This window comes from Pseudomonas sp. I2 (assembly GCF_040984075.1).
In the GTDB taxonomy this organism is placed as follows: domain Bacteria; phylum Pseudomonadota; class Gammaproteobacteria; order Pseudomonadales; family Pseudomonadaceae; genus Aquipseudomonas; species Aquipseudomonas guariconensis_B.
Genome location: NZ_JBCGFQ010000047.1, coordinates 14,279 through 41,059, shown reverse-complemented (window position 1 = coordinate 41,059; position 26,781 = coordinate 14,279). Strand labels below are relative to the sequence as shown.

The 26,781-nt window shown below is 64.0% G+C and carries 25 protein-coding genes and 2 tRNA genes; 17 read left to right on the top strand and 10 right to left on the bottom strand.

Going from position 1 to position 26,781, the window contains the following annotated elements; all coding sequences use genetic code 11:
• Positions 1-1,092 (bottom strand): L-serine ammonia-lyase (locus tag WCE05_RS20860; protein ID WP_368816489.1); only part of this gene is annotated, 1,092 nt, incomplete at its 3' end.
• Between the two features lie 431 nt (positions 1,093-1,523).
• Between WCE05_RS20860 and WCE05_RS20855 the strand changes: the two genes are divergently transcribed.
• From WCE05_RS20855 to choV, 3 genes are all read left to right on the top strand, one after another.
• A complete protein-coding gene (locus WCE05_RS20855; protein ID WP_225786546.1) occupies positions 1,524-2,471 on the top strand; it encodes a choline ABC transporter substrate-binding protein in 948 nt (315 codons plus the stop codon).
• 91 nt (positions 2,472-2,562) lie between these two features.
• Positions 2,563-3,411 carry a choline ABC transporter permease subunit gene (choW, locus tag WCE05_RS20850; protein ID WP_368816490.1) on the top strand — a complete coding sequence of 283 codons (849 nt, stop codon included), beginning with the start codon at positions 2,563-2,565 and terminating at the stop codon, positions 3,409-3,411.
• Positions 3,408-4,586, top strand: a complete 1,179-nt coding sequence (gene choV / locus WCE05_RS20845) for a choline ABC transporter ATP-binding protein (protein WP_225786547.1) — start codon at positions 3,408-3,410, stop codon at positions 4,584-4,586. Before choW ends, choV begins: the two co-directional genes overlap by 4 nt.
• A 54-nt stretch (positions 4,587-4,640) precedes the next feature.
• On the opposite strand, the gene hisF is transcribed toward choV, so the two are convergent.
• From hisF to hisB, 5 genes are all read right to left on the bottom strand, one after another.
• Positions 4,641-5,411: an imidazole glycerol phosphate synthase subunit HisF gene (hisF, locus tag WCE05_RS20840; protein ID WP_368816488.1), complete on the bottom strand. Its 771-nt coding sequence runs from the start codon at positions 5,409-5,411 to the stop codon at positions 4,641-4,643.
• Between the two features lie 97 nt (positions 5,412-5,508).
• Complete coding sequence (gene hisA, locus WCE05_RS20835) at positions 5,509-6,240, bottom strand: 1-(5-phosphoribosyl)-5-[(5-phosphoribosylamino)methylideneamino]imidazole-4-carboxamide isomerase (protein ID WP_253081642.1); 732 nt, start codon at positions 6,238-6,240, stop codon at positions 5,509-5,511.
• 100 nt (positions 6,241-6,340) lie between these two features.
• A complete protein-coding gene (locus WCE05_RS20830; protein WP_225786550.1) occupies positions 6,341-6,601 on the bottom strand; it encodes a DUF2164 domain-containing protein in 261 nt (86 codons plus the stop codon).
• Positions 6,602-7,240 carry an imidazole glycerol phosphate synthase subunit HisH gene (gene hisH / locus WCE05_RS20825; protein WP_225786551.1) on the bottom strand — a complete coding sequence of 213 codons (639 nt, stop codon included), beginning with the start codon at positions 7,238-7,240 and terminating at the stop codon, positions 6,602-6,604. It abuts the gene before it with no gap.
• Positions 7,240-7,833 (bottom strand): imidazoleglycerol-phosphate dehydratase HisB, encoded by a 594-nt coding sequence (gene hisB, locus WCE05_RS20820; protein WP_225786552.1) that lies wholly within the window; start codon positions 7,831-7,833, stop codon positions 7,240-7,242. The genes hisH and hisB overlap by 1 nt, the downstream gene beginning before the upstream one ends.
• A gap of 288 nt (positions 7,834-8,121) precedes the next feature.
• Here hisB and WCE05_RS20815 point away from each other — a divergent pair, with 288 nt between their 5' ends.
• From WCE05_RS20815 to WCE05_RS20790, 6 genes are all read left to right on the top strand, one after another.
• Positions 8,122-10,365 carry an AsmA family protein gene (locus WCE05_RS20815; RefSeq protein WP_368816487.1) on the top strand — a complete coding sequence of 748 codons (2,244 nt, stop codon included), beginning with the start codon at positions 8,122-8,124 and terminating at the stop codon, positions 10,363-10,365.
• On the top strand, positions 10,362-11,429 hold the full coding sequence (mutY, locus tag WCE05_RS20810; RefSeq protein ID WP_225786554.1) for an A/G-specific adenine glycosylase: 1,068 nt from the start codon (positions 10,362-10,364) through the stop codon (positions 11,427-11,429). Before WCE05_RS20815 ends, mutY begins: the two co-directional genes overlap by 4 nt.
• Positions 11,426-11,698 (top strand): oxidative damage protection protein, encoded by a 273-nt coding sequence (locus WCE05_RS20805; protein ID WP_225786555.1) that lies wholly within the window; start codon positions 11,426-11,428, stop codon positions 11,696-11,698. The genes mutY and WCE05_RS20805 overlap by 4 nt, the downstream gene beginning before the upstream one ends.
• A gap of 90 nt (positions 11,699-11,788) precedes the next feature.
• Positions 11,789-11,864: transfer RNA gene (locus WCE05_RS20800), tRNA-Phe, on the top strand.
• Between the two features lie 225 nt (positions 11,865-12,089).
• Complete coding sequence (ppk2, locus tag WCE05_RS20795) at positions 12,090-13,103, top strand: polyphosphate kinase 2 (protein WP_253167833.1); 1,014 nt, start codon at positions 12,090-12,092, stop codon at positions 13,101-13,103.
• 204 nt (positions 13,104-13,307) lie between these two features.
• Entirely contained in the window at positions 13,308-13,751 is a 444-nt protein-coding gene (locus tag WCE05_RS20790; protein ID WP_225786557.1) for a hypothetical protein, read from the top strand.
• A gap of 167 nt (positions 13,752-13,918) precedes the next feature.
• Here WCE05_RS20790 and gabP read toward each other — a convergent pair whose 3' ends face one another.
• Positions 13,919-15,319: a GABA permease gene (gabP, locus tag WCE05_RS20785; RefSeq protein WP_253081639.1), complete on the bottom strand. Its 1,401-nt coding sequence runs from the start codon at positions 15,317-15,319 to the stop codon at positions 13,919-13,921.
• 607 nt (positions 15,320-15,926) lie between these two features.
• Here gabP and WCE05_RS20780 point away from each other — a divergent pair.
• The 8 genes from WCE05_RS20780 to WCE05_RS20745 all read left to right on the top strand — a co-directional run bounded on the left by WCE05_RS20780 (position 15,927) and on the right by WCE05_RS20745 (position 22,986).
• Complete coding sequence (locus WCE05_RS20780) at positions 15,927-16,700, top strand: ABC transporter ATP-binding protein (RefSeq protein ID WP_225786559.1); 774 nt, start codon at positions 15,927-15,929, stop codon at positions 16,698-16,700.
• Positions 16,701-16,711: 11 nt separating this feature from the next.
• The gene (locus WCE05_RS20775; protein WP_225786560.1) at positions 16,712-17,464 is read left to right on the top strand and encodes an ABC transporter substrate-binding protein; all 753 of its coding nucleotides are present in this window, start codon (positions 16,712-16,714) and stop codon (positions 17,462-17,464) included.
• Positions 17,465-17,519: 55 nt separating this feature from the next.
• Entirely contained in the window at positions 17,520-18,215 is a 696-nt protein-coding gene (locus tag WCE05_RS20770) for an ABC transporter permease (protein WP_225786561.1), read from the top strand.
• Complete coding sequence (locus WCE05_RS20765) at positions 18,212-18,901, top strand: ABC transporter permease (RefSeq protein ID WP_225786562.1); 690 nt, start codon at positions 18,212-18,214, stop codon at positions 18,899-18,901. The genes WCE05_RS20770 and WCE05_RS20765 overlap by 4 nt, the downstream gene beginning before the upstream one ends.
• Positions 18,902-19,077: 176 nt before the next feature.
• A complete protein-coding gene (locus tag WCE05_RS20760; protein WP_368816486.1) occupies positions 19,078-20,298 on the top strand; it encodes a methyltransferase in 1,221 nt (406 codons plus the stop codon).
• Between the two features lie 357 nt (positions 20,299-20,655).
• On the top strand, positions 20,656-20,898 hold the full coding sequence (locus WCE05_RS20755) for a hypothetical protein (protein ID WP_368816485.1): 243 nt from the start codon (positions 20,656-20,658) through the stop codon (positions 20,896-20,898).
• 97 nt (positions 20,899-20,995) lie between these two features.
• Positions 20,996-21,071 (top strand) — tRNA-Thr (locus WCE05_RS20750).
• 916 nt (positions 21,072-21,987) lie between these two features.
• Complete coding sequence (locus WCE05_RS20745; protein WP_368816484.1) at positions 21,988-22,986, top strand: Abi family protein; 999 nt, start codon at positions 21,988-21,990, stop codon at positions 22,984-22,986.
• Between the two features lie 255 nt (positions 22,987-23,241).
• Here the strand turns inward: WCE05_RS20745 and WCE05_RS20740 are convergent, their stop codons facing one another.
• Genes WCE05_RS20740 through WCE05_RS20730 form a run of 3 tightly spaced genes read right to left on the bottom strand, consistent with a single transcriptional unit; the run spans position 23,242 to position 26,661 of the window.
• Positions 23,242-23,658 (bottom strand): DUF1850 domain-containing protein, encoded by a 417-nt coding sequence (locus tag WCE05_RS20740; RefSeq protein ID WP_368816483.1) that lies wholly within the window; start codon positions 23,656-23,658, stop codon positions 23,242-23,244.
• Positions 23,655-25,682, bottom strand: a complete 2,028-nt coding sequence (locus tag WCE05_RS20735) for a TRAP transporter permease (RefSeq protein WP_368816482.1) — start codon at positions 25,680-25,682, stop codon at positions 23,655-23,657. The genes WCE05_RS20740 and WCE05_RS20735 overlap by 4 nt, the downstream gene beginning before the upstream one ends.
• Positions 25,683-25,710: 28 nt before the next feature.
• A complete protein-coding gene (locus WCE05_RS20730; protein WP_225786574.1) occupies positions 25,711-26,661 on the bottom strand; it encodes a TAXI family TRAP transporter solute-binding subunit in 951 nt (316 codons plus the stop codon).
• Positions 26,662-26,781: the final 120 nt, after the last annotated feature.

The window sequence follows — 26,781 nt, the reverse complement described above, 5'->3', positions numbered from 1 at the left end:
CGCCCCGAGCACCTCGGCCAGGCCCGCGGCGGCCATGGCGCAGGCCGAACCGACCTCGCCCTGGCAACCGACTTCGGCGCCGGAGATCGAGGCGTTCTTCTTGCACAGGATGCCCACCGCCGCCGCGCCGAGGAAGAACTCCACCACGTTGGATTCGTCCACCGCATCGGAGAAGCGCATGTAGTAGTGCAACACCGCCGGGATGATGCCGGCCGCGCCATTGGTGGGCGCGGTGACCATGCGCCCGCCGGCGGCGTTCTCTTCGTTGACCGCCAGGGCGAACAGGTTGACCCACTCCATGGCACTCATGGTCGAGCCGATCACGTTGGGCTTGCCCAGCTCCTGCAGGCTGCGGTGCAGCTTGGCCGCGCGCCGGCGCACATTGAGCCCGCCGGGCAGCGTACCCTCGTACTTGAGGCCGTTGTTCACGCATTCCTGCATGGCGTGCCAGAGCTTGAGCAGGCCGGCGCGGATCTCTTGCTCGCTGCGCCAGGCCTTTTCGTTCTCCATCATCAATTGCGACACGCGCATGTCGTTTTGCTTGCACAGCCGCAGCAGCTCGGCGGCACTGTTGAAATCGTAGGGCAGCACCGTCTGGTCGGCATCCAGCACGCCGCTGGCGGCCTGGGCGGCATCGACCACGAAGCCGCCGCCGACCGAGTAGTAAGTGTCACGGTGCAGCTCGCCCTGCTCGCCTTCGGCGACCAGGGTCATGGCGTTCGGGTGATAGGGCAGGTTCTCGTCGAGCAGCAGCATGTCGCGGGCCCAGACGAACGCGATGGGCAGGCGGCCATCCAGCAGCAGCGTGCTGGTTTCGCGCAGCTCGGCGATACGCGGGGCGATCACCGTGGGGTCGATGGCGTCGGGCCATTCGCCCATCAGGCCCATGATAGTGGCGTTGTCGGTGCCGTGGCCGATGCCGGTGGCCGACAGCGAGCCGTACAGCCGCACCTCGACCCGCCTTACCCGCTCCAGCTCGCCGCGCTCGCGCAGGCCCTGGACGAACAGGGCGGCGGCGCGCATGGGGCCGACGGTGTGGGAGCTGGAAGGCCCGACACCGATCTTGAACAGGTCGAACACGCTGATGGCCATTGTCGAATCACCTCTTGATGGGCTTGTCTCCCCACGCCAGGCGTGAGGTCGCACAGCTGCTAGGCTGAACGCCGTGAATGCTCGCATCATCGGGCTTTTGCCCCACCTCCCGGCGTCTGCAACCGACGCCATTTTGTCCGGCAGCGCCGCCCTGGCCCGGTCACCGACCGACGCTTCCAGGCGCTCGGATGACGCAAAAAGACAGGGGAACGGGTGGAAGACCCCATATGCGACATCGCCCTTACTGGATGCGACCCGTCCTGTACTGGTTACGACCCCACCAGTAGGCGATTGCCGAGCACTGGGGGATTATCGAAAGCGACTCGTATTGCACGGCCTCGCAACCTGCCCTCTGCAGGCCTGGTCGACCGGACCCCGAGAACGTCCGGCGCCCCGCGCGAACCCGAAGATAAAATCACAGGAGTCCATTCATGAAAGCTTCACCCTCGCTGTTGCTGGCCGCGTTGCTGTCCGCTCCGCTGCTGGCCCAGGCCGCCGAACCCGAGCAGTGCCGAACGGTAAGGTTCTCCGATGTCGGCTGGACCGACATCACCGTGACCACCGCGGTGACCAGCGTCGTGCTCGAAGCCCTGGGCTACAAGACCCACACCACGATGATCTCGGTACCAGTGACCTACAAGTCGCTGGCCGCCGGCAAGGACCTCGACGTGTTCCTCGGCAACTGGATGCCGACCATGGAGAACGACATCAAGCAGTACCGCGACGCCGGCACCGTCGAGACACTGCGCGCCAACCTGGAGAACGCCAAGTACACCCTGGCGGTGCCCCAGGCGCTGTACGACAAAGGCCTCAAGGATTTCGCCGACATCGTCAAGTTCAAGAGCGAACTGGGCGGCAAGATCTATGGCATCGAGCCGGGCAACGACGGCAACCGCACCATCCAGAACATGATCGACCAGAACGCCTTCGGCCTGAAGGACGCCGGTTTCAAGCTGGTGCAGTCCAGCGAGGCCGGCATGCTGTCGCAGGTCGACCGGGCGCAGAAGCGCGGTGATGCCGTGGTGTTCCTCGGCTGGGAACCGCACCCGATGAACAAGCGCTTCAAGATGCAGTACCTCTCCGGCGGCGACGATTTCTTCGGCCCCGAGTACGGCAAGGCGACGGTGCTGACCAATACCCGCAAGGGCTACGCGCAAGAATGCAGCAACGTTGGCCAGTTGCTGAAGAACCTGTCGTTCACCTTGGACATGGAAAGCACGCTGATGGGCAACGTCCTGGACGACAAGATGAAACCCGAGGCGGCCGCCAAGGCGTGGCTGAAGAACAACCCGCAAGTGCTCGACACCTGGCTGGCCGGGGTGACGACCGTGGACGGCGAACCGGGGCTGGAGGCGGTAAAGGCCAAGCTGACGCAGTAGCAGTAATGGATGCAATAGCAGTAGGCACTACCTCGGGGCAGGACCGTGCCCGCCCCGGACTGATTTCAATCTTTGCAGGTGGAAGCTCGCTATCATGCTTATCGAACAGAAAATACCCCTGGGACAGTACATCGCGTCGTTCGTCGAATGGCTGACCCAGAACGGCGCAGATTACTTCGACGCCATCGCCCAAGGCCTGGAGTTCATGATCCATGGCGTCACCAGTGCCCTGACCTGGTTCAACCCCTACGTTCTCATCGCCCTGTTCGCCGCCCTGGCGCACCTGATCCAGCGCAAATGGGCCCTCACCGCGTTCGTTGCCCTCTCGTTCCTGCTGATCTTCAACCTGGGCTACTGGCAGGAAACCATGGAGACCCTGGCGCAGGTGACCTTCGCCACCGTGGTCTGCGTGGCCATCGGCGTGCCGCTGGGCATCCTCGCGGCGCACAAGCCGTGGTTCTACACCGGCATGCGGCCGATCCTCGACCTGATGCAGACGGTGCCCACCTTCGTCTACCTGATCCCGACCCTGACCCTGTTCGGCCTGGGCGTGGTACCGGGGCTGATCTCCACGGTGGTGTTCGCCATCGCCGCGCCGATCCGCCTGACCTACCTGGGGATCTGCGACGTACCCCAGGAGCTGATGGACGCCGGCAAGGCCTTCGGCTGCTCCCGGCGCCAGTTGCTGACCCGCATCGAACTGCCACACGCGATGCCGAGCATCGCCGCTGGCGTCACCCAGTGCATCATGCTGTCGCTGTCGATGGTGGTAATCGCCGCCCTGGTGGGCGCGGACGGCCTGGGCAAACCCGTGGTCAACGCACTGAACACCGCCGATATCTCGCTGGGCTTCGAAGCGGGCCTGGCGATCGTACTGCTGGCGATCATGCTCGACCGTATCTGCAAGCAACCGGAGCTGCCGGCAAGGGGTGAAGCATGAGCATCATTCGTTTCGAAGACGTCGACGTCATCTTCTCCAACAAGCCTCGCGAGGCCCTCGCCCTGCTCGACCAAGGCCAGACCCGCGAGCAGATCCTCAAGAAGACCGGCCTGGTGGTCGGTGTGGAAAAGGCCAACCTGGACATCGACAAGGGCGAGATCTGCGTGCTCATGGGCCTGTCCGGCTCGGGCAAGTCGAGCCTGCTGCGTTGCATCAACGGCCTGAACACCGTCAGCCGTGGCAAGTTGTTCGTCGAGCATGAAGGCAACCATATCGACATCGCCCACTGCACCCCGGCCGAGCTGAAGATGATGCGCACCAAGCGCATCGCCATGGTGTTCCAGAAGTTCGCCCTGATGCCCTGGCTGACCGTGCGCGAGAACATCAGCTTTGGCCTGGAGATGCAGGGGCGCCCGGAAAAGGAACGGCGCAAGCTGGTGGACGAGAAGCTCGAGCTGGTGGGCCTGACCCAGTGGCGCAACAAGAAGCCCGACGAGCTCTCCGGCGGCATGCAGCAGCGCGTGGGCCTGGCCCGGGCGCTGGCCATGGATGCCGACATCCTGCTGATGGACGAACCCTTCTCGGCCCTCGACCCGCTGATCCGTCAGGGCCTGCAGGACGAGCTGCTGGAGCTGCAGCGCAAGCTGAGCAAGACCATCGTGTTCGTCAGCCACGACCTGGACGAGGCACTCAAGCTGGGCAGCCGCATCGCCATCATGAAGGACGGCCGCATCATCCAGTACAGCAAGCCCGAAGACATCGTCCTGAACCCGGCGGACGACTACGTGCGCACCTTCGTTGCCCACACCAACCCGCTCAACGTGCTGTGCGGGCGCAGCCTGATGCGCACCCTGGACAAGTGCAAGCGGATCAACGGTTCGGTGTGCCTGGACCCGGGCGTGGACTCCTGGCTCGACCTGGGCGAAGGCGGTTCGATCAAACGTGCCCGCCAGGGCCAGAATGGCCTGGACCTGCAGAACTGGGCGCCAGGGCAGGATGTGGAGACGCTGGCGCGCAAGCCGACCCTGGTGAGTGCCGACATCGGCATGCGCGAAGCCCTGCAGATCCGCTACCAGACCGGTAACAAGCTGGTGCTGCAAGAGAACGACAAGGTGGTGGGGATTCTTGGCGACAGCGAGCTGTATCACGCGTTGCTGGGCAAGAATCTCGGCTGATCGTGAATCGGGGGCTGCTTTGCAGCCCCAGGGTTCAAAGCCCCACGCGCAGAATCAGCGAACGACGATTCCCCGCGCCGCCATGTAGGCCTTGGCCTCGGGCACGGTGTACTCGCCGAAGTGGAAGATGCTCGCCGCCAGCACCGCGCTGGCATGCCCTTCCAGGATCCCGTCAGCCAGGTGCTGCAGGTTGCCCACGCCGCCCGAGGCGATCACCGGGATGCCCACGGCATCGCTGATGGCGCGGGTCACGCCCAGGTCGAAGCCGCTCTTCATGCCATCCTGATCCATGCTGGTGAGCAGGATCTCGCCCGCCCCCAGGCCTTCCATCTTCTTCGCCCAGGTCACCGCATCCAGGCCGGTCGGCTTGCGCCCGCCGTGGGTGAAGATCTCCCAGCGCGGTGCCTCGTCGGGGCCGCTGACCTTCTTGGCGTCGATGGCGACGACGATGCACTGGGAGCCGAAGCGCTCGGCCGCCTCGCCGACGAACTCGGGGTTGAACACCGCGGCGGTATTGATCGAGACCTTGTCGGCACCGGCGTTGAGCAGGTTGCGGATGTCCTGCACGGTACGCACGCCACCGCCCACGGTCAGCGGGATGAACACCTGGCTGGCCATGCGCTCGACGGTATGCAGCGTGGTGTCTCGGCCATCGACGCTGGCGGTGATGTCGAGGAAGGTGATCTCGTCGGCACCCTGCTCGTCGTAGCGCCGGGCGATCTCCACCGGGTCGCCGGCATCGCGGATGTTCTCGAACTTGACGCCCTTGACCACCCGGCCGTTGTCCACGTCCAGGCAAGGGATGATGCGTTTAGCTAAAGCCATGGGGGACTCCTGGGGAGCAGCTGCAAGCTTCAAGCGGCAAGAGAAAGGCCGGAGCGCGTACTGCCTTTATCTTGCCGCTTGAAGCTTGCCGCTCCTGTCAATAGTTGTCGCAGAAGGCCTGGGCCTCGGCGACGTCGAGGGTGCCTTCGTAGATGGCACGGCCGGTGATGGCACCGATGATGCCCGGCGCCTTGGCGTCCAGCAGGGCCTTGATGTCGCCCAGGTTGTGGATGCCGCCCGAGGCGATCACTGGGATCGACGTGGCTTCGGCCAGGGCCTTGGTGAAGGGCACGTTGCAGCCCTGCATCATGCCGTCCTTGGCGATGTCGGTGTAGACGATCGCCGAGACGCCATCGGCCTCGAAACGCTTGGCCAGGTCGATGACCTGCACCGAGCTGACCTCGGCCCAGCCGTCGGTGGCGACGAAACCGTCCTTGGCGTCCAGGCCGACGATGACCTTGCCCGGGAAGGCCTTGCACGCTTCGGCGACGAACGCTGGCTGCTTGACCGCCTTGGTACCGATGATCACGTAGCTGACGCCGGCCTTGACGTAGTGCTCGATGGTTTCCAGCGAGCGGATGCCGCCGCCGATCTGGATCGGCAGCTGTGGGTAGCGCTTGGCGATGGCGGTGACCACCTCGCCATTGACCGGCTGGCCTTCGAAGGCGCCATTGAGGTCGACCAGGTGCAGGCGACGGCAGCCCCCCTCGACCCATTTGGCGGCCATGCTCACCGGGTCGTCGGAGAATACGGTGGAGTCTTCCATGCGACCTTGGCGCAAGCGTACGCAGGCACCATCCTTGAGATCGATAGCGGGGATAATCAGCATGCTCTTTCCTTCATCAATTCAAGCGGCAAGCGGCAAGCCACAAGCTGCAAGCAATGCGCGGTGGTTGTTCGATAGGCGATCAGGCTTTAGCTTGCGGCTTTCAGCTTTTTTCCAACGCCCATAGGTCGCTTTCGATGCTCTCGAACCGCTCCTTGAGGTGCAGCTGAACATCGGCAATCGCCCTGTTGTAGTAATGGGGTGCAATTTCCTTGCTGAACAGCTCGAGAACCTCGGCCACTTCGAACGAGCCCAGTTGCAGCTCGAAGCGGTCCTCCAGGAACCGCTTCAAGGTGTCGAGGGCCTCGCGCTCCTGCTCGGGGGCCAGGGTGAGGACCGGCGCCTTGGTCCGCGACCTGCTCATCTACCAGCGCCCGTCCCAGGCGATGAAGTTCTGCAGCAACTGCAGGCCATGGGTATGGCTCTTCTCCGGGTGGAACTGCACGGCGAAGCGCGGGCCATCGGCCAGCGCCGCCGCGAAGTCGACGCCGTAGTGGCCGCGGCCGACCACCTGGCCCGGCTTGCCGGCATTGATGTAGTAGCTGTGCACGAAGTAGAAACGGGCCCGGTCGGGGATATCGTGCCACAGGGGGTGGTCGATGGCCTGGCTGACCTCGTTCCAGCCCATGTGCGGCACCTTCAGGTGCTCGCCGTCTTCCTGCAGGCCTTTGCCGAAGAAGCGCACCTGGCCGGGGAACAGGCCGATGCAATCGACGCCGTCGTTCTCCTCGCTGTGCTCGAGCAGCGCCTGCATGCCGACGCAGATGCCGAGGAACGGACGGTCCTGGCTGACCTCGCGGACCAGACCATCGAAGCCCAGGCGACGGATTTCGGCCATGCAGTCACGGATCGCGCCGACGCCGGGGAACACCACCCGGTCGGCCTCGCGGATCACCGCGGCGTCGCTGGTGATCAGCACCTTGCCGGCGCCGACATGCTCCAGGGCCTTGGCCACCGAGTGCAGGTTGCCCATGCCATAGTCGATAACGGCGACTGTCTGCATTACAGGCATCCCTTGGTCGAAGGCATCTGCCCGGCCATGCGCTCGTCCAGCTCGACGGCCATGCGCAGGGCGCGGCCGAAGGCCTTGAACACCGTCTCGATCTGGTGGTGGGTATTGTGGCCACGCAGGTTGTCGATGTGCAGGGTCACCAGGGCGTGGTTGACAAAGCCCTGGAAGAACTCCTGGAACAGGTCGACGTCGAAGCCACCGACGCTGGCACGGGTGTACGGCACATGCATCTGCAGCCCCGGGCGGCCGGAGAAATCGATGACCACGCGCGACAGCGCTTCGTCCAGCGGCACGTAGGCATGGCCGTAGCGGCGGATGCCCTTCTTGTCGCCGATGGCCTTGGCGAAGGCCTGGCCGAGGGTGATGCCGACGTCTTCCACGGTGTGGTGGTCGTCGATATGCAGGTCGCCCTTGCACTCGATGTCCAGGTCGATCAGCCCATGCCGGGCGATCTGGTCGAGCATGTGTTCAAGGAAAGGCACACCGATATCGAATCGGGCCTTGCCACTGCCATCGAGGTTGATCGAGGCCTTTACCTGGGTTTCCAGGGTATTGCGCTCGACGGAAGCCTTACGTTCGACCATCACCAGCTCCGCAAAATCATTGGGCGAAAAGGCTGCCATTATAGGCCCAGAACGCGCCGGCTTGGAACGCGGATGACATATGGCAGCGCCAGGCCATTTTTGCGCCCGCCGCTCCGTCCAAGGAACTGCGGTAGTGGATGAGGTCAAACTTGTACTGGCCAAACCATCGGCGCCTTCTTCAACATTCGTAAGAAATGCCCTGTATCGCTTGTCTGATACGCAGGAGCCATCGCCGCGGCGCTATACTTTGCCGCTTGAATTTCAAAATCGGACTACAAGGACTCGCCCATGAAAGCGTTCGGCAAAATCCTGGGGCTGGGGCTTCTCGGGTTGCTGCTGATCATCGTGGCGCTGGGCTTCGCCCTGACCCACCTCTTCGATCCCAACGACTATAAAGACGAGATTCGCCAGCTGGCCCGCGACAAGGCCCACGTCGAGCTGACCCTCAACGGTGAAATCGGCTGGAGCCTGTTCCCGTGGCTGGGCCTGGAGCTGCATGACGCCAGCGTCGCCACGCTGAACACCCCCAAGGCGCCGTTCGCCGACCTGCAGATGCTCGGCCTGTCGGTGCGCGTACTGCCCCTGCTGCGCCGCGAAGTGCAGATGAGCGACGTGCGCGTCGAGGGCCTGAACCTGACGTTGACCCGCGACGAACAGGGCCACGGCAACTGGGAAGACATCGGCAAGCCCCTGCCCGAGCAGAGCGCCAGCAGCGGCGCCAAGCCCGCCGAGCCCACCGCCAGCGAGCCCCCGGCCAGCCAGCAAGGTGCCAACGAGCGCCAGGTCAAGTTGGACATCGACAGCCTGACCGTGAACAACGCCCGGGTGCAGTACACCGATGCCCGCAGCGGCCAGAGCTTCAGCGCCGAAAGCATCCAGCTGAGCACCGGCGCGGTGCGCGAGGGCGTGAACATCCCGCTCAAGGCCAGCGCCTTCCTGAGCGCCAGCCAACCGAACCTCAAGGCCCGCACCGAGCTGACCGGCGAACTGCGCTTCGACCGTCGGCTCAAGCGCTACAACTTCGAGGACATGCGCCTTTCCGGCGAGACCTCGGGCGAGCCGCTGGCCGGCAAGACCATGACCTTCGCCGCCCAGGGCCAGTTGCTGGTCGACCTGGCAGCCAACGTCGCCTCGTGGAGCGGCCTGAAGCTGTCGGCCAACCAGCTGCGCGCCCTGGGCGAACTGAACCTGCGCGACTTGGACAAGACCCCGCAACTGAGCGGTGGCCTGTCCGTGGCCCAGTTCGACCTGCGCACCTTCCTCGACAGCATCGGCCACCCGCTGCCGGCCACCGCCGACCCGGCCGCGTTCGGCAAGCTGGAGCTGGTCAGCCGCCTGCAGGGCAACCCGAACAGCCTGGCCCTGGAAGACCTGGCGGTGAAACTGGACGACAGCACCTTCAGCGGCCGCGTGGCCGTCGAAGACGTCGCCAAGCAGGCCTTGCGCCTGCGCCTGAAAGCCGACAAGTTCGACGCCGATCGCTACTTCCCGGCCAAGAGCGAGGAGGCCAAGGGCGCCACGGCCGCCCGCCAGGCCGAGGTCAAGCAGCAGGAAGCCCGCGCGGTGACTGGCACCACCCCGCTACCCAACGCCCCGACCCAGGTGGCCTGGAGCAACGACAAGCTGCTGCCGGTGGACCGCCTGCGCGCACTCGACCTGCAGGCCGACCTGTCGTTCGGCGCCCTGACGCTGGACAAGCTGCCGATCGCCGACGCCCAGCTCAAGGCCAGCGGCCAGGGCGGCCTGGTGACCCTCCAGACCCTGCGCGGCAGCCTGTACAACGGCAGCTTCGAGGCCAAGGGCACCGTCGATGTACGCCCGGCCGTACCACAGATCGGCGTCAACACGAAGATCACTCGCGTGCCGGTGGAGCACTTCATCAAGCGCGAAAGCCCGGACCAGGCCCCGCCGGTCAAGGGCCTGCTGACCCTCTCCAGCGACCTGACCGCCACCGGCAACAGCCAGAAGGCCCTGGTCGATACCCTCAACGGCAAAGCCAGCTTCACCATCAACGATGGCGTGCTGGTCAACGCCAACCTGGAACAGCAACTGTGCCAGGCCATCGCCACCCTCAACCGCAAGACGCTCAGCGGCGAGCCGCGCGGCAAGGACACGCCCTTCCAGGAACTGCGCGGCAGCCTGGTGATACGCAACGGCGTGGCCAGCAACCCAGACCTGAAGGCGCGCATCCCCGGCCTGGCCGTCAACGGCCATGGTGACGTCGACCTGCGCGTGCTGGGCATGGACTACAACATCGGCGTGATCGTCGAAGGCGACCAGCGCGCCATGCCTGACCCGGCCTGCCAGGTCAACGAGCGCTACGTTGGCGTCGAACTGCCGCTGCGCTGTCGCGGCCCGCTGGAGCTGGGTGCCAAGGCCTGCCGCCTGGACCAGGACGGCCTGGGCAAGGTCGCCGCCAAGCTGGCCGGCAATCGCCTGAAGGAGAAACTGGATGACAAGCTCGACGAAAAGCTCGGTGACAAGGTGAGCCCGGAAGTCAAAGAGGCACTCAAGGGGCTGTTCAAACGATGAGTCCCGAGCAGTTCTCCAGCGCCGTGCTGGACTGGTACGACCAGCACGGCCGCCACGACCTGCCCTGGCAACAGGGCATCACCCCCTACCGTGTCTGGGTCTCGGAAATCATGCTGCAGCAGACCCAGGTCAGCACCGTACTCAACTATTTCGACCGTTTCATGCAGGCCCTGCCCACAGTACGGGCCCTGGCCGAGGCGCCAGAGGACGAGGTACTGCACCTGTGGACGGGCCTGGGCTACTACACCCGCGCACGCAACCTGCAGAAGGCGGCGAAGATCGTGGTCGAAAAGCACGGCGGCGAATTCCCGCACAGCGTCGAGCAGCTCACCGAGCTGCCCGGCATCGGCCGCTCCACCGCTGGCGCCATCGCCAGCATCAGCATGGGCATTCGTGCACCGATCCTCGACGGCAACGTCAAGCGCGTGCTGGCCCGCTATACCGCCCAGGCCGGCTACCCGGGCGAGCCGAAGGTGGCCAATGCCCTGTGGGCCAATGCCGAGCGCTTCACGCCGATGACCCGGGTCAACCACTACACCCAGGCGATGATGGACCTGGGGGCGACGCTGTGCACCCGCAGCAAGCCCAGTTGCCTGATCTGCCCGCTGCAGCAAGGTTGCCAGGCGCACCTGCTCGGCCAGGAAACCCACTACCCCGAGCCCAAGCCGCGCAAGGCCCTGCCCCAGCGCCGCACGCTGATGCCGATCCTGGCCAACCAGCAAGGCGCCATCCTGCTCTACCGCCGCCCCTCCAGCGGCCTGTGGGGTGGCCTGTGGAGCCTGCCGGAGCTGGACAGCCTGGAGCAGCTCGACGACCTGGCCTACCAGCATGGCCTGCGCATGACCGCCAGCCACGCCCTGGAAGGCCTGACCCACACCTTCAGCCATTTCCAGCTGGCCATCGAGCCCTGGCTGGTGCGCGTCGACCCGGCCGGCTCGCACGTGGCCGAGCCCGACTGGCTCTGGTATAACCTGGCCACCCCGCCGCGCCTGGGCCTGGCTGCCCCGGTCAAGAAACTGCTCAAACGCGCGGCCGACGAATTGATTGCAGGAGAGCCCCGATGACCCGCACCGTGATGTGCCGCAAGTACAAAGAAGAACTGCCCGGCCTTGAGCGCCCGCCCTACCCCGGCGCCAAGGGCCAGGACATCTTCGACAACATCTCAAGGCAGGCCTGGGACGAATGGCAGAAGCACCAGACCATGCTGATCAACGAAAAGCGCCTGAACATGATGAACGCCGAGGACCGCAAGTTCCTCCAGGCGGAGATGGACAAGTTCTTCTCCGGCGAAGACTACGCCAAGGCCGAAGGCTACGTTCCCCCCAGCGAATGAGCCTCGGAAACGTAAGCGACGGAATTAATTTAAAAAATTTTCAAAAAGTCGTTGACGTGATCCTGAAAAACCCTTTTAATGCGCCCCGTTGCCCAGATAGCTCAGTCGGTAGAGCAGGGGATTGAAAATCCCCGTGTCGGCGGTTCGATTCCGTCTCTGGGCACCAAATACCGAAACCCTGGATCGAAAGATCCAGGGTTTTTTTATGCCTGTCAGTCGGTGCAAGCGCCCTCTGCACGACACATGATGCGTGAGCTGGCTTGCCAGCGATGGGGCGCGAAGCGGCCCCTGGCCCGGACGATCAGCCCAGCATTGACCGACATCAAAAAGCCATCAATCAGCGAGTCCTAGCATATCGGGTGGACACTCGAATCGACCCGAAGGGACTTCCATGAGCGACGACTCCACGCCCCTGCTCTCCCCCACGCCCGCCCAGGACGCCAGCCCAGGCATCGCCTCGATCCCTCGCCGCCGCCCCTCACACCCGCGCAAGCCCGCCGCCAGGATCAAGCCCGAGACGACCATCAGCGCCATCAGCCAGCAGCCCGCCGCCCTGGAAGTGGCCACCGCCCGCCACGGCAGCAGCGAGGACAGCACCTCGGCGCGCCTGCCGGCCAACTACCCATACCGCACCCGCCTGCGCCGCCAGGACTACGAGAAGGCCAAGCACAACCTGCAGATCGAGCTGCTCAAGGTGCAGAGCTGGGTGAAGGAAACCGGCCAGCGCGTGGTCATCCTCTTCGAGGGCCGCGACGCGGCGGGCAAGGGCGGCACGATCAAGCGCTTCATGGAACACCTGAACCCGCGTGGCGCGCGGATCGTCGCCCTGGAAAAGCCCTCCGAGCAGGAAAAGGGCCAGTGGTACTTCCAGCGCTACATCCAGCACCTGCCCACGGCTGGCGAAATGGTGTTCTTCGACCGCTCCTGGTACAACCGCGCCGGCGTCGAGCGGGTGATGGACTTCTGCACGCCGCTGCAGTACCTGGAGTTCATGCGCCAAGCCCCGGAGCTGGAGCGCATGCTGTGCAACAGCGGCATCCTGCTGTTCAAGTACTGGTTCTCGGTGAACCGCGAGGAGCAACTGCGCCGCTTCATCTCCCGCCGCGACGACCCGCTCAAGCACTGGAAGCTCTCGCCCATCGACATCAAGTCGCTGGACAGGTGGGAGGACTACACCGCGGCCAAGGAGGCCATGTTCTTCCACACCGACACCGCCGACGCGCCCTGGACGGTGATCAAGTCCGACGACAAGAAGCGCGCGCGGATCAACTGCATCCGCCACTTCCTGCATTCGCTGGACTATCCGGGCAAGGACCACAGCGTGGCCCATGCACCCGACCCCCTGCTAGTGGGGCGGGCTTCGCGGGGGTTCGAGGAGGATGAGCCGGCACCGCAGGCCAGTTGAACCCCCGGTCTGCTGCGCAGCCCTTTCTCGACACAAGGCCGCTCCCACAGGCTCACCGCTGTTCTTGAGAGCAGCGCGCTCCCTGTGGGAGCTGGCTTGCCAGCGATGGGCCGCACAGCGGCCCCAATCGGCCAACGCTTGGGTTTCTTCGGCAACTACGCTTCAATACGCGCATTTTCCAGACACCCCCAAGGATCTACCCCCATGGCCTCCAACACCAAGCAACAGAAACGCGCCAAGCGCGCCGCCGCCAAGGCCAAGCAGAACCGCATGGTGCGCAGCGGCCAGGCGGTCAAGGCCAGCACCGGCGAGAGCGCCAGCGTCGAGCAGGTGTTCACCAAGGCCATGGACTCGGGCAGCTACAACAGCCTGTTCGACAAGATGAAAGAAGCCCAGGAGAACGGCCTGGTGCCGATGATCTCGGTATTCCTGGTCGACCCGCTGCTGGCGCTGGTACTCAAGGGCCACAAGGAAGAGCACGCCACCGACTACATCGTCATGGTCTTCACCGCCTACCGCAAATGGCTCGACGGCACCGACGAAGACACCACCATGGCCTGGCTGGAAAGCGATGAGTTCCAAGAAGCCTATGTGGCAGCCTCCGAAGCGGTGGCCAAGCAGCAGCAACAGCAGAAGCAGTTCGGCTGAAACCCTATCGCCGGCGAGCCCCACGCAGGTCTGGGCCGATCAAGAACGATGGGGGTTGCAGAGGCCCTGCGGGAGCGGTCTTGCGTCGCGACAGGAGCATAAAGCGGTCCCAATGAAAAGGCCGCGCCCTGCACAGGACGCGGCCTTTTCATTCACAGCAGCCCACCTCAGTTGTCCAAGGCCACCTGCCCGGCCGCCTGGCCTTCGGCCTTGCGCTTGCGATGCACCAGCAAGCCAGCCGCGACCACGCCAATGCTCAGCAGCGCAGTGGCGATGATCTCGGCGCGATGATCCTCACGCAAGGCCATCACCGCCAGCACGGCGACGATGAAGGCGATGGCCGCCCAGGTCAGCCCCGGGAACAGCCACATCCTGAAGGCGATCGTCTCGCCACGGGCCTCACGCTGGCTGCGCATGCGCAGCTGCGACACGGCGATCACCAAGTACACCAGCAAGGCGATGGCGCCGGAGCTGGCCAGCAGGAACTCGAACACCGCCGCCGGGGCGACGAAGTTGGCGAACACGGTCAGGAAGGCCGCGGCAGTGGACAGCAGCACCGCCCAGTGCGGGGTGCCGGCCTTGGTGGTGCGCTGGGCCAGGGCCGGGGCGTCGCCGCGCTTGCTCAGGGAGAACAGCATGCGCGAGGAGGTGTACAGCGCCGAGTTCAGGCAGCTGGTCACGGCGATCAGCACGACGATGTCGACGATCAGCTTGGCGTTGGGCACGCCGATCCGGCTCAGCACGGTCTGGTAGGAGCCGGTCTCGGCCAGGGCCGGATCGTTCCACGGCACCAGGGCCACGACCAGGAAGATCGACACCAGGTAGAACAGGCAGATACGCCAGATCACCGAGTTGGTGGCGCGGGTGATCTGCTTGCCCGGGTCCTTCGACTCCGCCGCCGCGATGGTGACGATCTCGGTCCCCATGAACGAGAACATGGTCGTCAGCATGGCCGCCAGCACGGCGCCCAGGCCATTGGGCATGAAGCCCTGGGTATCGAACAGGTGGCTGGCGCCGCTGACCTGGCTACCTGGCGCCAGGCCGAACATGGCCACGCAACCGACCACGATGAAGCCGATGATCGCCAGCACCTTGAGCAGGGCGAACCAGAATTCGAACTCGCCGTAGTTCTTCACGCTGAACAGGTTGGTGCCGGTCAGCACCAGGGTGATGACCAAGGAGAAGGCCCACAGGTCCACGGCAGGGAACCAGGCGTGCAGGATGGCCGCCGCGGCGTTGGCCTCCAGCGGGATCACCAGGACCCAGAACCACCAGTACAGCCAGCCGATGGTGAAACCGGCCCAGCGCCCGATGGCGCGGTCGGCGTAGGTGGAGAAGGAACCGGTGTCCGGCGAGGCGATGGCCATCTCGCCAAGCATGCGCATCACCAGCACCACCAGGGTACCGGCGGCGGCATAGGCGAGCAGCACGGCCGGGCCGGCCATGGCGATGGCGTGGCCGGAGCCGACGAACAGGCCGGCGCCGATCACGCCAGCGATGGACAGCATGGTCACATGCCGTTGCTTGAGCCCCTGAGCGAGGTCATTGGAATTGTGCTTACCGCTCATAAAACTACCTTTGTAAGGAGTGGACCGTCCGAACGTGATAGCAAGCGCGCCCTGGGGTCGATCCAGGCACCGCTGCATTCGGCCCTCTCCTGCTGGCAATAAGCGAGCCACCCGGCCAGGACACTCGTCCGAAAACTCCCCAGCCCCCGAGTAGCACCGCCTTGCGGGGCATTCAGCCAGCCCTTGACCGAAAGGCCATCATTGCCCCATGCCAAGTCTGGATTACTGAAATACTCACTTACAAACGCACCAAAGGTGCTCCTCGGTAACACCTGCGCACGAAAATGCTGCATGAAAAAGCGCAACCCAGAAGCGCAACCTGGCCAAGACATAACGCGCGGGAAAGCGCCACCCGGCCAAAAACGGCTTCCCAGGCACGTCCAAAGCTGGCACCATCGCGCCTTTTTTCATCAAGGCTCCGGTGCTGGGCGAAGGCGTCCGCGGACATCCTCGCGACAGTCCGCTGCAACGATGCGACAAACTGTCCCGCCAGCGACCCGAGCCCCTTGCGACCTGGTTGGCTGTCATTCCGCCGCTATGCTAGCTTGGCGCTCGCCAGGAAGGCCGCCAACAGCTGGGAACGCACCCGAACACATGAGGACCGCACATGGCCCAGGCCACGCCCGCGCTGGAAATCCGCAACCTGCACAAACGCTACGGCGACCAGGAAATTCTCAAGGGCATTTCGCTGACCGCCCGCGACGGTGACGTGATCTCGATCCTCGGCTCGTCCGGTTCCGGCAAGTCCACCCTGCTGCGCTGCATCAACCTGCTGGAGAACCCGCACCAGGGCGAGATCTTCGTCGCCGGCGAGGCGCTCAAGCTCAAGGCGACGAGGAACGGCGACCTGATCGCTGCCGACAATCGCCAGATCAACCGCCTGCGCAGCGAGATCGGCTTCGTCTTCCAGAACTTCAACCTCTGGCCGCACATGTCGATCCTCGACAACATCATCGAGGCGCCGCGCCGCGTCCTCGGCCAGAGCAAGGCCGAGGCCATCGAGCACGCCGAGGCGCTGCTCAACAAGGTCGGCATCTACGACAAGCGTCATGCCTACCCCGCCCAGCTTTCCGGTGGCCAGCAGCAGCGCGCCGCCATTGCCCGTACCCTGGCCATGAAGCCCAAGGTCATCCTGTTCGACGAGCCGACCTCGGCCCTCGATCCGGAAATGGTCCAGGAAGTGCTTAACGTTATCCGTGCGCTCGCCGAAGAAGGCCGTACCATGCTGCTGGTGACGCACGAGATGAACTTTGCCCGCCAGGTGTCCAGCGAAGTGGTCTTCCTGCACCAGGGCCTGGTCGAAGAGCAAGGAACGCCGCAGCAGGTCTTCGAAAACCCGAACTCGGCGCGTTGCAAGCAATTCATGTCCAGCCACCGCTAACGGAGCAACACATGCAAACCTATAAGAAATTCCTCCTGGCCGCCGCCGCCACCCTGGTCTTCTCGGCCAACGCCATGGCCGCGGAAAAACTGCGCATGGGTATCGAAGCGGCCTACCCGCCGTTCAACAACAAGGACGCCAGCGGCAACGTGGTCGGCTTCGACAAGGACATCGGCGACGCCCTGTGCGCCAAGATGAAGGTCGAGTGCTCGGTCGTCACCTCCGACTGGGACGGCATCATCCCGGCCCTGAACGCCAAGAAGTTCGACTTCCTGGTGTCCTCGCTGTCGATCACCGAGGAGCGCAAGCAGGCCGTCGACTTCACCGACCCGTACTACTCCAACAAACTGCAGTTCATCGCGCCGAAGAACGTCGACTTCAAGACCGACAAGGCCTCGCTCAAGGGCAAGGTGATCGGCACCCAGCGCGCCACCCTGGCCGGTACCTGGCTCGAGGACAACTACGGCGACGACGTCGACATCAAGCTCTACGACACCCAGGAAAACGCCTACCTGGACCTGGTTTCCGGGCGCATCGACGGCATCCTGGCCGACAAGTACGTGCAGTACGAGTGGCTCAAGAGCAAGGACGGCCAGAACTTCGAGTTCAAGGGCGAGCCTGTGGTAGACAGCGACAAGATCGGCATCGCCGTGCGCAAGGGTGACCCCCTGCGCGAGAAGCTCAATGCCGCACTGCAAGAAATCAAAGCCGACGGTACGTACAAGAAGATCAACGACAAGTACTTCCCGTTCAGCATCGAATGATACGCCCCGACCGGCACCGCCTCGCGCGGTGTCGGTCCCTTGAACGCACCTGCCCATGAATATCGACCTGCACGGATTCGGTCCGGCCCTGGCGGCCGGCACCCTGATGACCGTAAAACTGGCGCTTTGCGCCCTGCTGCTGGGGCTGGTCCTGGGCCTGCTCGGCGCCTTGGCCAAGACCTCCTCGATCAAACCGCTGCAATGGCTCGGCAGCACCTATTCGACCCTGGTGCGCGGCGTGCCCGAGCTGCTCTGGGTCCTGCTGATCTACTTCGGCACCGTCAGCCTGATGAACCGCATCGGCGAAGCCCTCAACATACCGGGGCTGGAACTCAATGCCTTCGCCGCCGGCGTGATCGCCCTCGGCCTGTGCTTCGGCGCCTATGCCACAGAGGTATTCCGTGGCGCCATCCTGGCGATCCCCAAGGGCCACCGTGAGGCCGGCCTGGCCTTGGGCCTGTCCAAGGGGCGCATCCTGTCGCGGATCATCCTGCCGCAGATGTGGCGCATCGCCCTGCCTGGCCTGGGCAACCTGTTCATGATCCTGATGAAGGACACCGCACTGGTTTCGGTGATCGGCCTGGAAGAAATCATGCGTCATTCGCAGATCGCCGTGACCGTGAGCAAGGAGCCGTTCACCTTCTATATGGTCGCTGCCTGCATCTACCTGAGCCTGACCATCGTCGCCATGGTTGGCATGCACTTCATGGAAAAACGCGCCGCTCGCGGCTTCGTGAGGGCCGAGCAATGAACTGGGAAGTCATCATCAAGTGGCTGCCACGCCTGGCCCAGGGCGCGACCCTGACCCTGGAGCTGGTGGCCATCGCGGTCATCGCCGGGCTGATCCTGGCCATCCCGCTGGGCGTTGCCCGTGCCTCGCGCCACTGGTACGTGCGCGCCCTGCCCTACGGCTACATCTTCTTCTTCCGCGGCACCCCGCTGCTGGTGCAGCTGTTCCTGGTGTACTACGGCCTGGCCCAGTTCGATGCGGTACGCAGCAGCGCCCTGTGGCCCTACCTGCGCGACCCGTTCTGGTGCACCGTGCTGACCATGACCCTGCACACCGCCGCCTACATCGCCGAGATCCTGCGCGGCGCGCTGCAGGCCATCCCCAAGGGCGAGATCGAGGCGGCGCGCGCCCTGGGCATGTCGCGGAGCAAGACACTGTTCTACATCATGCTGCCACGGGCCGCGCGCATCGGCCTGCCGGCCTACAGCAACGAAGTGATCCTGATGCTCAAGGCCAGTGCCCTGGCCAGTACCGTGACCCTGCTGGAACTGACCGGCATGGCCCGGACCATCATCGCCCGTACCTACCTGCCGGTGGAGATCTTCTTCGCGGCCGGGGTGTTCTACCTGTTGATCTCCTTCGTCCTGGTGCAGTGCTTCAAGCTGCTCGAGCGCTGGTTGCGCGTCGACGCCTGCCAAGGGCGATGAACGCTTCGCGGGCAAGCCCGCTCCCACAGGCCGCGCTGCCCTTGAGATCGCTGTGGGAGCGCGCCGGACCGGTCGGAAAGGGGCGCACAACGCCCCCGAAAGGCGCCGCCCGCTAACTGACCGCCCTCGACCCTCGCCCCCGAACACGCCGCAACACCGCCATCCATAATGCAACCATGAGCAAGATCCCCTTCCTCCATGGCGACCAGCTCGCCGAGCGCTTCCACGCACTCGACCGCTTTCTCGCCCAGCACCAGCAGCTCTGGCGCCCCCGCCCGTTCACCCAGCTACGCATGGCCTGGGAAACGGACCACCCCGAGCTCTCGACCTGGCTGCGCCAGCGCTCCCTGGAGGAAGCCGAGGCGGCCCAGCAGCACCTCGATCAGCTCCCTGCCCCCGCCCCTTATCCACAGCTCGCCCAGCAGGCCTGGCAACTGTCCACGGTCGGCGAACTGCCAGACGCCGGCCTCCCCCCAGCCGGCCATCGCCTCGATGCCAACGTCCCCGGCCGCAAATGGCAACAGATCGAAGCCTTCAGCCGCCGCCTGAGCTTTCGCGAGCACACGCACCATTGGCTGGACTGGTGCTCGGGCAAAGGCCACCTGGGTCGGCGTGTATTGCAAGCAGGGCAGCGCCTGACCTGCCTGGAACACGATGCCGAGCTGGTCGCTGCCGGCCAGGCGTTGAGCGATCGCCACCGGCTACCCGCGACCCACGTACGACAGGATGTGCTCGCCGAAGACAGCGCCCGCCACCTGGGCAGCGACAGGAGCGTGGTCGCCCTGCACGCCTGCGGAGACCTGCACGTACGCCTGCTGCAACTGGCCAGCCAGCAGGGCTGCCACCAGATGGCGGTAGCCCCCTGTTGCTACAACCGCATCCAAGGCACGCACTACCAAGCGTTATCCGCAGCTGCGCAGGCTTCGAACCTGCAGCTCTCGCTGGACGACCTGGGCCTGCCCTTGAGCGAAACCGTCACCGCCGGCACCCGGGTACGCCGCCAGCGCGATGAGTCCATGGCCCGACGCCTGGGTTTCGACCTGCTGCAACGCCAGCAGCGCCAGCGCAACGAATACCTGCCCACACCCTCGCTACCGGTCGCCTGGCTGGCGAAGCCCTTCGCCCAGTACTGCCGCGACCTGGCCGCGCTCAAGGCGCTGGAGATCACCGGCGAGCCGGACTGGGCGGCTTTGGAAGCGGCAGGCCAACGACGCCTGGCCGAAGTGCGCAACCTGGAGCTGGTGCGCAACCTGTTCCGTCGTCCGCTGGAGCTCTGGCTGGTACTGGATCGCGCCCTGTTCCTCCAGGAACAAGGCTACGCCGCGCGCCTGGGCGTGTTCTGCGACTACCACCTGACGCCACGCAACCTGCTGTTGCTGGCCGAACGCGGCGGATAGCCGCACATGCTTGACAGCCTGTGGATAACTCTGTGAACAAGCTTGTGATGAAAATCACGAAATCTTGGATCCAAACGCTATTTCAGCCGCTCGGCTTATTCCACCCACCGCTCGAAAACCAAGGAAAACAGGCCTTTGCGCAAAGACCGACGGCAGTGTCGATCGGCATGCTTTTCGCGCAAGCCCGGCATGCCGCTTGTGCATAAGCGTGCCAGGCAGGCGCGCTGGATGCCGTTTTCCGGGCCCGAGCCATACCTATGGATACTCGCCATCGCCCAGCGCGTATGGCATCAATTGCATGGCCTGCGACACCCCTCCAGCGCCTCCCGACGAAGACCGACCCACGAACGAACCACCATGAACCAAGCCAAGTCCTTCGCCCTGTTCGCCCTCGCCCTGACCCTGGCCGGTTGTGCCAATGACGCCTCCAATACCCCTTCCCTGGGCTGGAGCATGCCCGGCATGCAACTCGGTGGAGATCACGGCCTGCCCCTGCAGATCGACACCCCGTGCCGCAAGCGCGGTTGTGACAACGACAAACTGTTCTTCAACCCTGGCAAGCCCGAGCCGGGCGTCAACACCATCCACCGTGGCTGGTAGGAAAATTCTTCTTTCTAGCCGGTAACTTAGGGTGTTGCTCGATGATCGCAAGAAGTGGTTTACAGTTGCCGATCCATCGCTATAATGACGCCCCTATGCCGGTATAGCTCAGCTGGTAGAGCAACTGACTTGTAATCAGTAGGTCCCGGGTTCGACTCCTGGTGCCGGCACCATACGTAGTACTCAAGAGGCTCACCGAAAGGTGGGCCTTTTTTGTTTTGGCTGCGAGATGTGACTCAGATGGCGAATTCCCCCAACCTTGCGCAAGGCGTTGTGCATTCAGCTATGGCGTTCTCAAAGGCGTTCCGGCAAACCCCTCCGCGATGGTTTGCGTTCGGCCTATTCTCCATGTTCCCCACGAACTGCTGTGAATTCGCGAGTTTGCTGCTGGCGTGGTTTCTATGCGAGGGACACGAGGGCATTACCATCGACGTGGTAACGGGTGAGTTGAAGGAAGATAGGGAGCAACGACACATCTGGCTGAGGCTCGAAGGGTACAATCTGGATATCACCGCCGACCAATTCGATGCAGCTCTTCCTCACACGCTCATCACCCAACCCGGGGGGTGGCATGAGAGATACGCAGTGATTCACGCGGCGCCATTCCAAAGGGATTTTCACGAAGACTATGGGGATGATTGCAGGCAAGACATCATCGACGACTATAGGGCCTTGGCACATAACGCACGGGCGCGATGCAGCAAAATGTAGCCCAGAACCTGAAAAGCCACGCCGCAACCGCGGTGGTTCAGCCCAAGTACGATTCGAATCCGGCAGCTCGTGCGGCTTGCGCAAACCACCCCGCCGTGCCCTCAGTCACGCCGTACAATCGCGTGACATTTCTTTTGCAAATCCTTACACACCGTGCAATGCACCCTCAGCGGCTAGAACCCGCAGCGGGCCTTGACGGGAGGGAGTAAGTGATTTGCTGCCCCGATTTCACCTCCCCCTCTCATCAGCACGGTGCCAAACTACCTTGCAAAACTGCGCAGCACTGCATACCCTTGCGCACAACACACCCGCCATGCCTATGGTTGCCTCGGCAGCTATGCACAAATTGAGCGGGTTTTTTTTACCTGGCCGTTTTGCATGAAGCCCTTCCAAAAACCTGCCATCGACATTCCTGCGCAGCTGGCTCTGCTCAAACAACGGGGCTTGAGCATTCAGGATGAAGCCAAGGCGCATTGCTTTCTCGAAGCAGTCAGCTTCTTTCGCCTGACGCCCTACATGCGCCCCTTCCAGATTCCGGAAGATGCTGACCACGCTTTCAAAGCCGGCACCCGACTACGCGACCTCACCCGTTTGTACGACTTCGATCGACGCTTGCGCCTGCTCGTCATCGATGCCATCGAGCGCATCGAAGTCGCCGCACGCGCCGCAATCAGCAACCACATGGGACCGACCCACGGTGCTCACTGGTATCTCCAGCGCCAATTGTTTCAAAGCAGCTATCGACATCCGGAGCTGCTGGACAGCATTCGCAGCAAGCAGGACAAGGCATGCCAGGATCATCAGCGCGAATGTCGGCGCATCGATGCCTCTAAGGCATCCACAGGACGCAAAGAGCAGCTGAAAAACCTACGCGCCAAGGAAAGCTATGCCCGCCACTATGCGCTGACCTATGACGCGCCAGGCCTGATGCCCGCTTGGGCCGCCATGGAAGAAATCACCCTAGGGGACCTCTCGCACTTATTCAAAGGCCTGGCGCGAGACGCAGACAGGAAAGCCATTGCCCGCCGCCTGGAACTACCTGGCCCGTTGCTGCAGTCCTGGCTCCATACCCTGACCACCATCCGCAACATCTGCGCGCACCATGCGCGGCTGTGGAACCGCGAGCTGGGCATTCGACCTGAGCTGCCAAAGACAGTCACCTTTCCCTGGCCGCAGCATCTGCAAGAGCCTGGGCAACACACACGGGTGTTTACCGTGTTGTGCATGCTCAACCTGTTGATGCGCCGGGTCAGCCCACACACCAGCTGGGATAGGCGATTGCATGATTTACTGGCGGACTTTCCAGAAACCAACCTGCGAGCGATGGGCTTTCCCCCCGACTGGCAGCAAGACCCATTCTGGCAATTGTCCAACTGAAACTCATATCGGCTGGGCCCTACCTGAGCGGCGCTGAACGGCAACAACCTGTTCGACAAGAAGTACCACCAGACCATCGGCGCCACCGACCGCAACAACTGGTATGGCGAGCCGCGCAACTACATGCTGACCCTGCGCGGCACCTTCTGCCCCATCCCCCTGAGGCAGAACGTCGCGATCATAGGGGAGCCGCTAACGCCCCCGATCGAACGCGAACACATGGCAAGCCGGTTCTGCTGCACAGCCTGGCCGGCATCAGGGCTGTGCAGCTCGCAGAGGGTCCGACTGAGGTCGCTCGCAAGCCCAGAAGTCCACGGCGGCGACGTCCTGCTTCGGTGGTCCCAGCCAGTCCGACAACCACTGGCATCGGCCAGCGGCACACACCTGGTAATCGCCAGCCTCGGGCGTGCGTCCGGCGCGCAGGGGTTGCAAGGGTGGCAGTTGCCGATGGTAGTGCCAGGCACCATCACGCAGGCGGGCATCGTCCGGGATGTCCATGCCTGCGCCGTTGCCGCGCACGCGCGCCTCGCCCAGGACCAAGCCTGCAGGCGTCACCTGGTAATCCTCCTCCCAGCGGATCTTCTCGATGCTGTGCTGCCAGGCCAGGGTGAAGTCGTGCAGCGGCAGGCTGACCCAGACCACCCCCGCGAGCCCAATGCACAAGCTGGTCATGCCGGCTGCTGGGTAGGCGGACGCTGTCGCCAGCAATGCCAGCCCAGCACGATCGCCCCCAGGGCGAAGCCCGCTTCGTCGCTGATAGGCAGCGCAAGGATCAACGACACACCAGCGGCAAATGCCAACAGGCGCTCCCACCAGGGCATGGGCCCTCGCAGGTGGCCGATCGAGGCACAGCCCCAGAGCGTCACCGCGAACATGGCCTTGACCAGCATGTACAGGGTGGCGCTCCAGCTATCGCCCTGCATCATCAGCGCCGGATCGTATACCGCCATGAACGGCACGACGAACCCGGCCAGTGCGATGCGCACTGCCCAGATGCTGATCAGCAGCCCCCTTTCCTTGGCGATGGGCGCGGCGGCGAAACATGCCAGCGCCACCGGCGGGGTAAGGTCGGCGAGGATGCCGAAGTAGAACACGAACATGTGCGAGACGATCAGCGGCACCCCAAGCTCCAGCAAGGCCGGGGCGGCAATGGAGCTGGTGATGATGTAGTTGGGAATGGTCGGGATGCCCATGCCCAGCACCAGGCAGGTGAACATGGTCAGCACCAACGACAAGAGCAGGTTGTCGCGCCCCAAGTCCAGAATGTAGCCGGCAAAGGTAGTGGCCAGGCCAGTCAGCGAGATGACGCCAATGATCACCCCGACCAGTGTGCAGGCGATGCCCACCGGTACCGCATGGCGCGCGCCCTCGACCAGTGCCATGACACAAGCGCGAAGCGTCGCCCGGCCGCCCTGGACGAAGCAGCACGCCAAAGCGAGTGCGGCGATCACCAGCAGGATGACGCCGATGCCCATGCGGAAGAAACCCGAGCAAAGCACACCCAGGGCGATCCAGAAGGCCACCCGCAGCCAGGTCTTGCCAGCGCGCAGGATGATCGCCGAACCCAGGATGACGATGGCTGTCAGGGCCAGCCCGACCATTCCCGAATACAGCGGCGTGCGCCCGGAGAACAGCAAGACCACCAGGATGATGAGCGGCACCAGCAGGAACCAACGCTCACGCAACGCCCCCCAGGCGCTTGGGCACTGCTCGCGTGGCAGGCCGTGCAACTGGCTGCGCCGGGCCTCCAGATGGACCATCCAGTAGACCGAGCCGAAATACAGCAAGGCCGGGATCAGCGCCGCCTTGGCCACCTCGGCGTAAGGCACGTTGATCGTCTCGGCCATGATGAAAGCCACTGCCCCCATGACCGGCGGCATCAGCTGGCTCCCCATGCTGGCCGTCGCCTCGACGCCACCGGCAAAGGCTGGCGCGTACCCAAAGCGCTTCATCAGGGGGATGGTGAACTGACCGGTGGTGACCACATTGGCGACTCCGGAGCCGGTAATGGTGCCCATCAGCGCCGAGGAAAACACCGAGACCTTGGCCGGGCCACCGCTGCGGTGGCCGAACAGCCCCATCGCGAAATCGGTGAACAGACGGATCATCCCCGCCTGCTCGAGGAAGGCACCGAACAGGATGAACAGGTAGATGTAGGTGGCCGACACATAGGTCGGCGTACCGTAGAGCCCCTCGGTACCGAAGGCCAGTTGGTTGACCATCTGGTCCAGGCCGTAGCCCCGGTGAGCCAGCTCTCCCGGCAGGTACTGGCCGAACACGCCATAGGCCAGGAACAACGCACAGATGATCGGCAGGGCAATGCCCATGACACGTCGCGCCGCCTCGAACACCAGGCCGATCAGCACCAGCCCGATCACCAAGTCGCCTGTGGTCAGCTCGCCAGAGCGCTGGATCAGCTCACCTTCGAAATACCACTGGTAAAACGCGGTGCCCATGCCCGCGAGCCCCAGCAGCCAGGCCATGGGCTGCCAGGGCCGGCGATGGCCGGCGAGCGGGTAGCTCAGGTATACGACCAGAAGCAGGAACCCCACATGGACCGCCCGCAGTACCTGGGTGGAGATCAACGGGAAGGCCGCGGTGGCGACCTGGAAGATCGAAAACGCCAGGGCGACGGCGAAGAGAGTGGCAGGCCATCGATCGGTGCTGGCCTGCAGGCCTTGGGTGGTATCGCTCATGCGCTGCTCCCACGGTTCGACGATGGTTTCAGGGGAGCAGGTTCTTTTCCTTGTAGTAACGCTCCGCGCCAGGATGCAGGGGGATCGGCAGGTTCGTCGCGGCATTTTCCACGCGGATGTCCTTCGCCGCGGCATGGGCCGTGACCAGTCTCGGGAGGTTTTCGAAGATCAGCTTGGTCATCTGGTAGGCCAGGTCGTCGCTGATGCCTTCATGGGTGACCAGGATGTTGTTGATGGCTGCGGTAGGTACCTCGGCATCCTGCCCATCGTAGGTCCCGGCGGGGATAGCGGCCTGCTGGTAGGCGTTGTTGCCGATCTTGGCCACCACATCGGCGGGAATGGGCACGAACACCACCGGCAAGGTGGCAGCCAGGTCGCGGATAGCTGCCTGGCCGAGCCCGGAGGACTGCAGCGTGGCGTCGAGCTGGCGGTTCTTGATCAGTTCGACGGACTCGGCATAGGGCAGGTATTCGACCTTACCCATGTCCTGGTAGCTGAGCCCTGCGGCCTTGAAGATGGCGCGGGCGTTGAGCTCGGTGCCGGACTTGGGAGCGCCCACCGAGATGCGCTTGCCCTTGAGGTCATCCAGGGATTCGATCCCCGACTCCTTGCTGGCGACGATCTGGATGTAGTTGGGGTAGGTACCGGCGATGGCCCGCAGCTTCTTCAACGGCGTCTTGAAACCCGCCTCGGCGTCGCCTTTCCAGGCATCGGCCACCGAGTCACCGAGCGCGAAAGCCAGCTCCCCCCGCCCGGCTTGCAGGAGATTGAGGTTCTCCACCGAGGCCTTGGTGGCCTGGACCGAGGTCTTGCTGCCCTCGATGCCATGGCTGTAGATCTGCGATATCCCCACACCGATGGGGTAATAGACACCGCTGGTGCCGCCCGTGAGGATGTTGATGAAGGTGGGCGCGGCCTGGGCCGTGGCGCAGACGGCAAAAACGGTGCTGGCCAATGCCAGTCGAAGGGCTCGGTTCATGGCGAAGTCTCCACTTATTGTTCTTTTTCCTGCGCCAATAAACCTAGAACGAATCGGCAGGTCCTGCCCAGCTTTTGCGATCGACACTCGCCGGCCCTACACGAAAGGCCTCTCTAATTG

Bases quoted from the DNA above. Each gene is read 5' to 3' on its own strand.
- WCE05_RS20855 (WP_225786546.1), top strand. From the start codon at position 1,524: ATGAAAGCTTCACCCTCGCTGTTGCTGGCCGCGTTGCTGTCCGCTCCG.
- choV (WP_225786547.1), top strand. From the start codon at position 3,408: ATGAGCATCATTCGTTTCGAAGACGTCGACGTCATCTTCTCCAACAAG.
- hisF (WP_368816488.1), bottom strand. From the start codon at position 5,411: ATGGCTTTAGCTAAACGCATCATCCCTTGCCTGGACGTGGACAACGGC.
- hisA (WP_253081642.1), bottom strand. From the start codon at position 6,240: ATGCTGATTATCCCCGCTATCGATCTCAAGGATGGTGCCTGCGTACGC.
- WCE05_RS20830 (WP_225786550.1), bottom strand. From the start codon at position 6,601: ATGAGCAGGTCGCGGACCAAGGCGCCGGTCCTCACCCTGGCCCCCGAG.
- hisH (WP_225786551.1), bottom strand. From the start codon at position 7,240: ATGCAGACAGTCGCCGTTATCGACTATGGCATGGGCAACCTGCACTCG.
- hisB (WP_225786552.1), bottom strand. From the start codon at position 7,833: ATGGTCGAACGTAAGGCTTCCGTCGAGCGCAATACCCTGGAAACCCAG.
- WCE05_RS20815 (WP_368816487.1), top strand. From the start codon at position 8,122: ATGAAAGCGTTCGGCAAAATCCTGGGGCTGGGGCTTCTCGGGTTGCTG.
- mutY (WP_225786554.1), top strand. From the start codon at position 10,362: ATGAGTCCCGAGCAGTTCTCCAGCGCCGTGCTGGACTGGTACGACCAG.
- WCE05_RS20805 (WP_225786555.1), top strand. From the start codon at position 11,426: ATGACCCGCACCGTGATGTGCCGCAAGTACAAAGAAGAACTGCCCGGC.
- ppk2 (WP_253167833.1), top strand. From the start codon at position 12,090: ATGAGCGACGACTCCACGCCCCTGCTCTCCCCCACGCCCGCCCAGGAC.
- WCE05_RS20790 (WP_225786557.1), top strand. From the start codon at position 13,308: ATGGCCTCCAACACCAAGCAACAGAAACGCGCCAAGCGCGCCGCCGCC.
- gabP (WP_253081639.1), bottom strand. From the start codon at position 15,319: ATGAGCGGTAAGCACAATTCCAATGACCTCGCTCAGGGGCTCAAGCAA.
- WCE05_RS20780 (WP_225786559.1), top strand. From the start codon at position 15,927: ATGGCCCAGGCCACGCCCGCGCTGGAAATCCGCAACCTGCACAAACGC.
- WCE05_RS20775 (WP_225786560.1), top strand. From the start codon at position 16,712: ATGCAAACCTATAAGAAATTCCTCCTGGCCGCCGCCGCCACCCTGGTC.
- WCE05_RS20770 (WP_225786561.1), top strand. From the start codon at position 17,520: ATGAATATCGACCTGCACGGATTCGGTCCGGCCCTGGCGGCCGGCACC.
- WCE05_RS20765 (WP_225786562.1), top strand. From the start codon at position 18,212: ATGAACTGGGAAGTCATCATCAAGTGGCTGCCACGCCTGGCCCAGGGC.
- WCE05_RS20760 (WP_368816486.1), top strand. From the start codon at position 19,078: ATGAGCAAGATCCCCTTCCTCCATGGCGACCAGCTCGCCGAGCGCTTC.
- WCE05_RS20755 (WP_368816485.1), top strand. From the start codon at position 20,656: ATGAACCAAGCCAAGTCCTTCGCCCTGTTCGCCCTCGCCCTGACCCTG.
- WCE05_RS20745 (WP_368816484.1), top strand. From the start codon at position 21,988: ATGAAGCCCTTCCAAAAACCTGCCATCGACATTCCTGCGCAGCTGGCT.
- WCE05_RS20740 (WP_368816483.1), bottom strand. From the start codon at position 23,658: ATGACCAGCTTGTGCATTGGGCTCGCGGGGGTGGTCTGGGTCAGCCTG.
- WCE05_RS20735 (WP_368816482.1), bottom strand. From the start codon at position 25,682: ATGAGCGATACCACCCAAGGCCTGCAGGCCAGCACCGATCGATGGCCT.
- WCE05_RS20730 (WP_225786574.1), bottom strand. From the start codon at position 26,661: ATGAACCGAGCCCTTCGACTGGCATTGGCCAGCACCGTTTTTGCCGTC.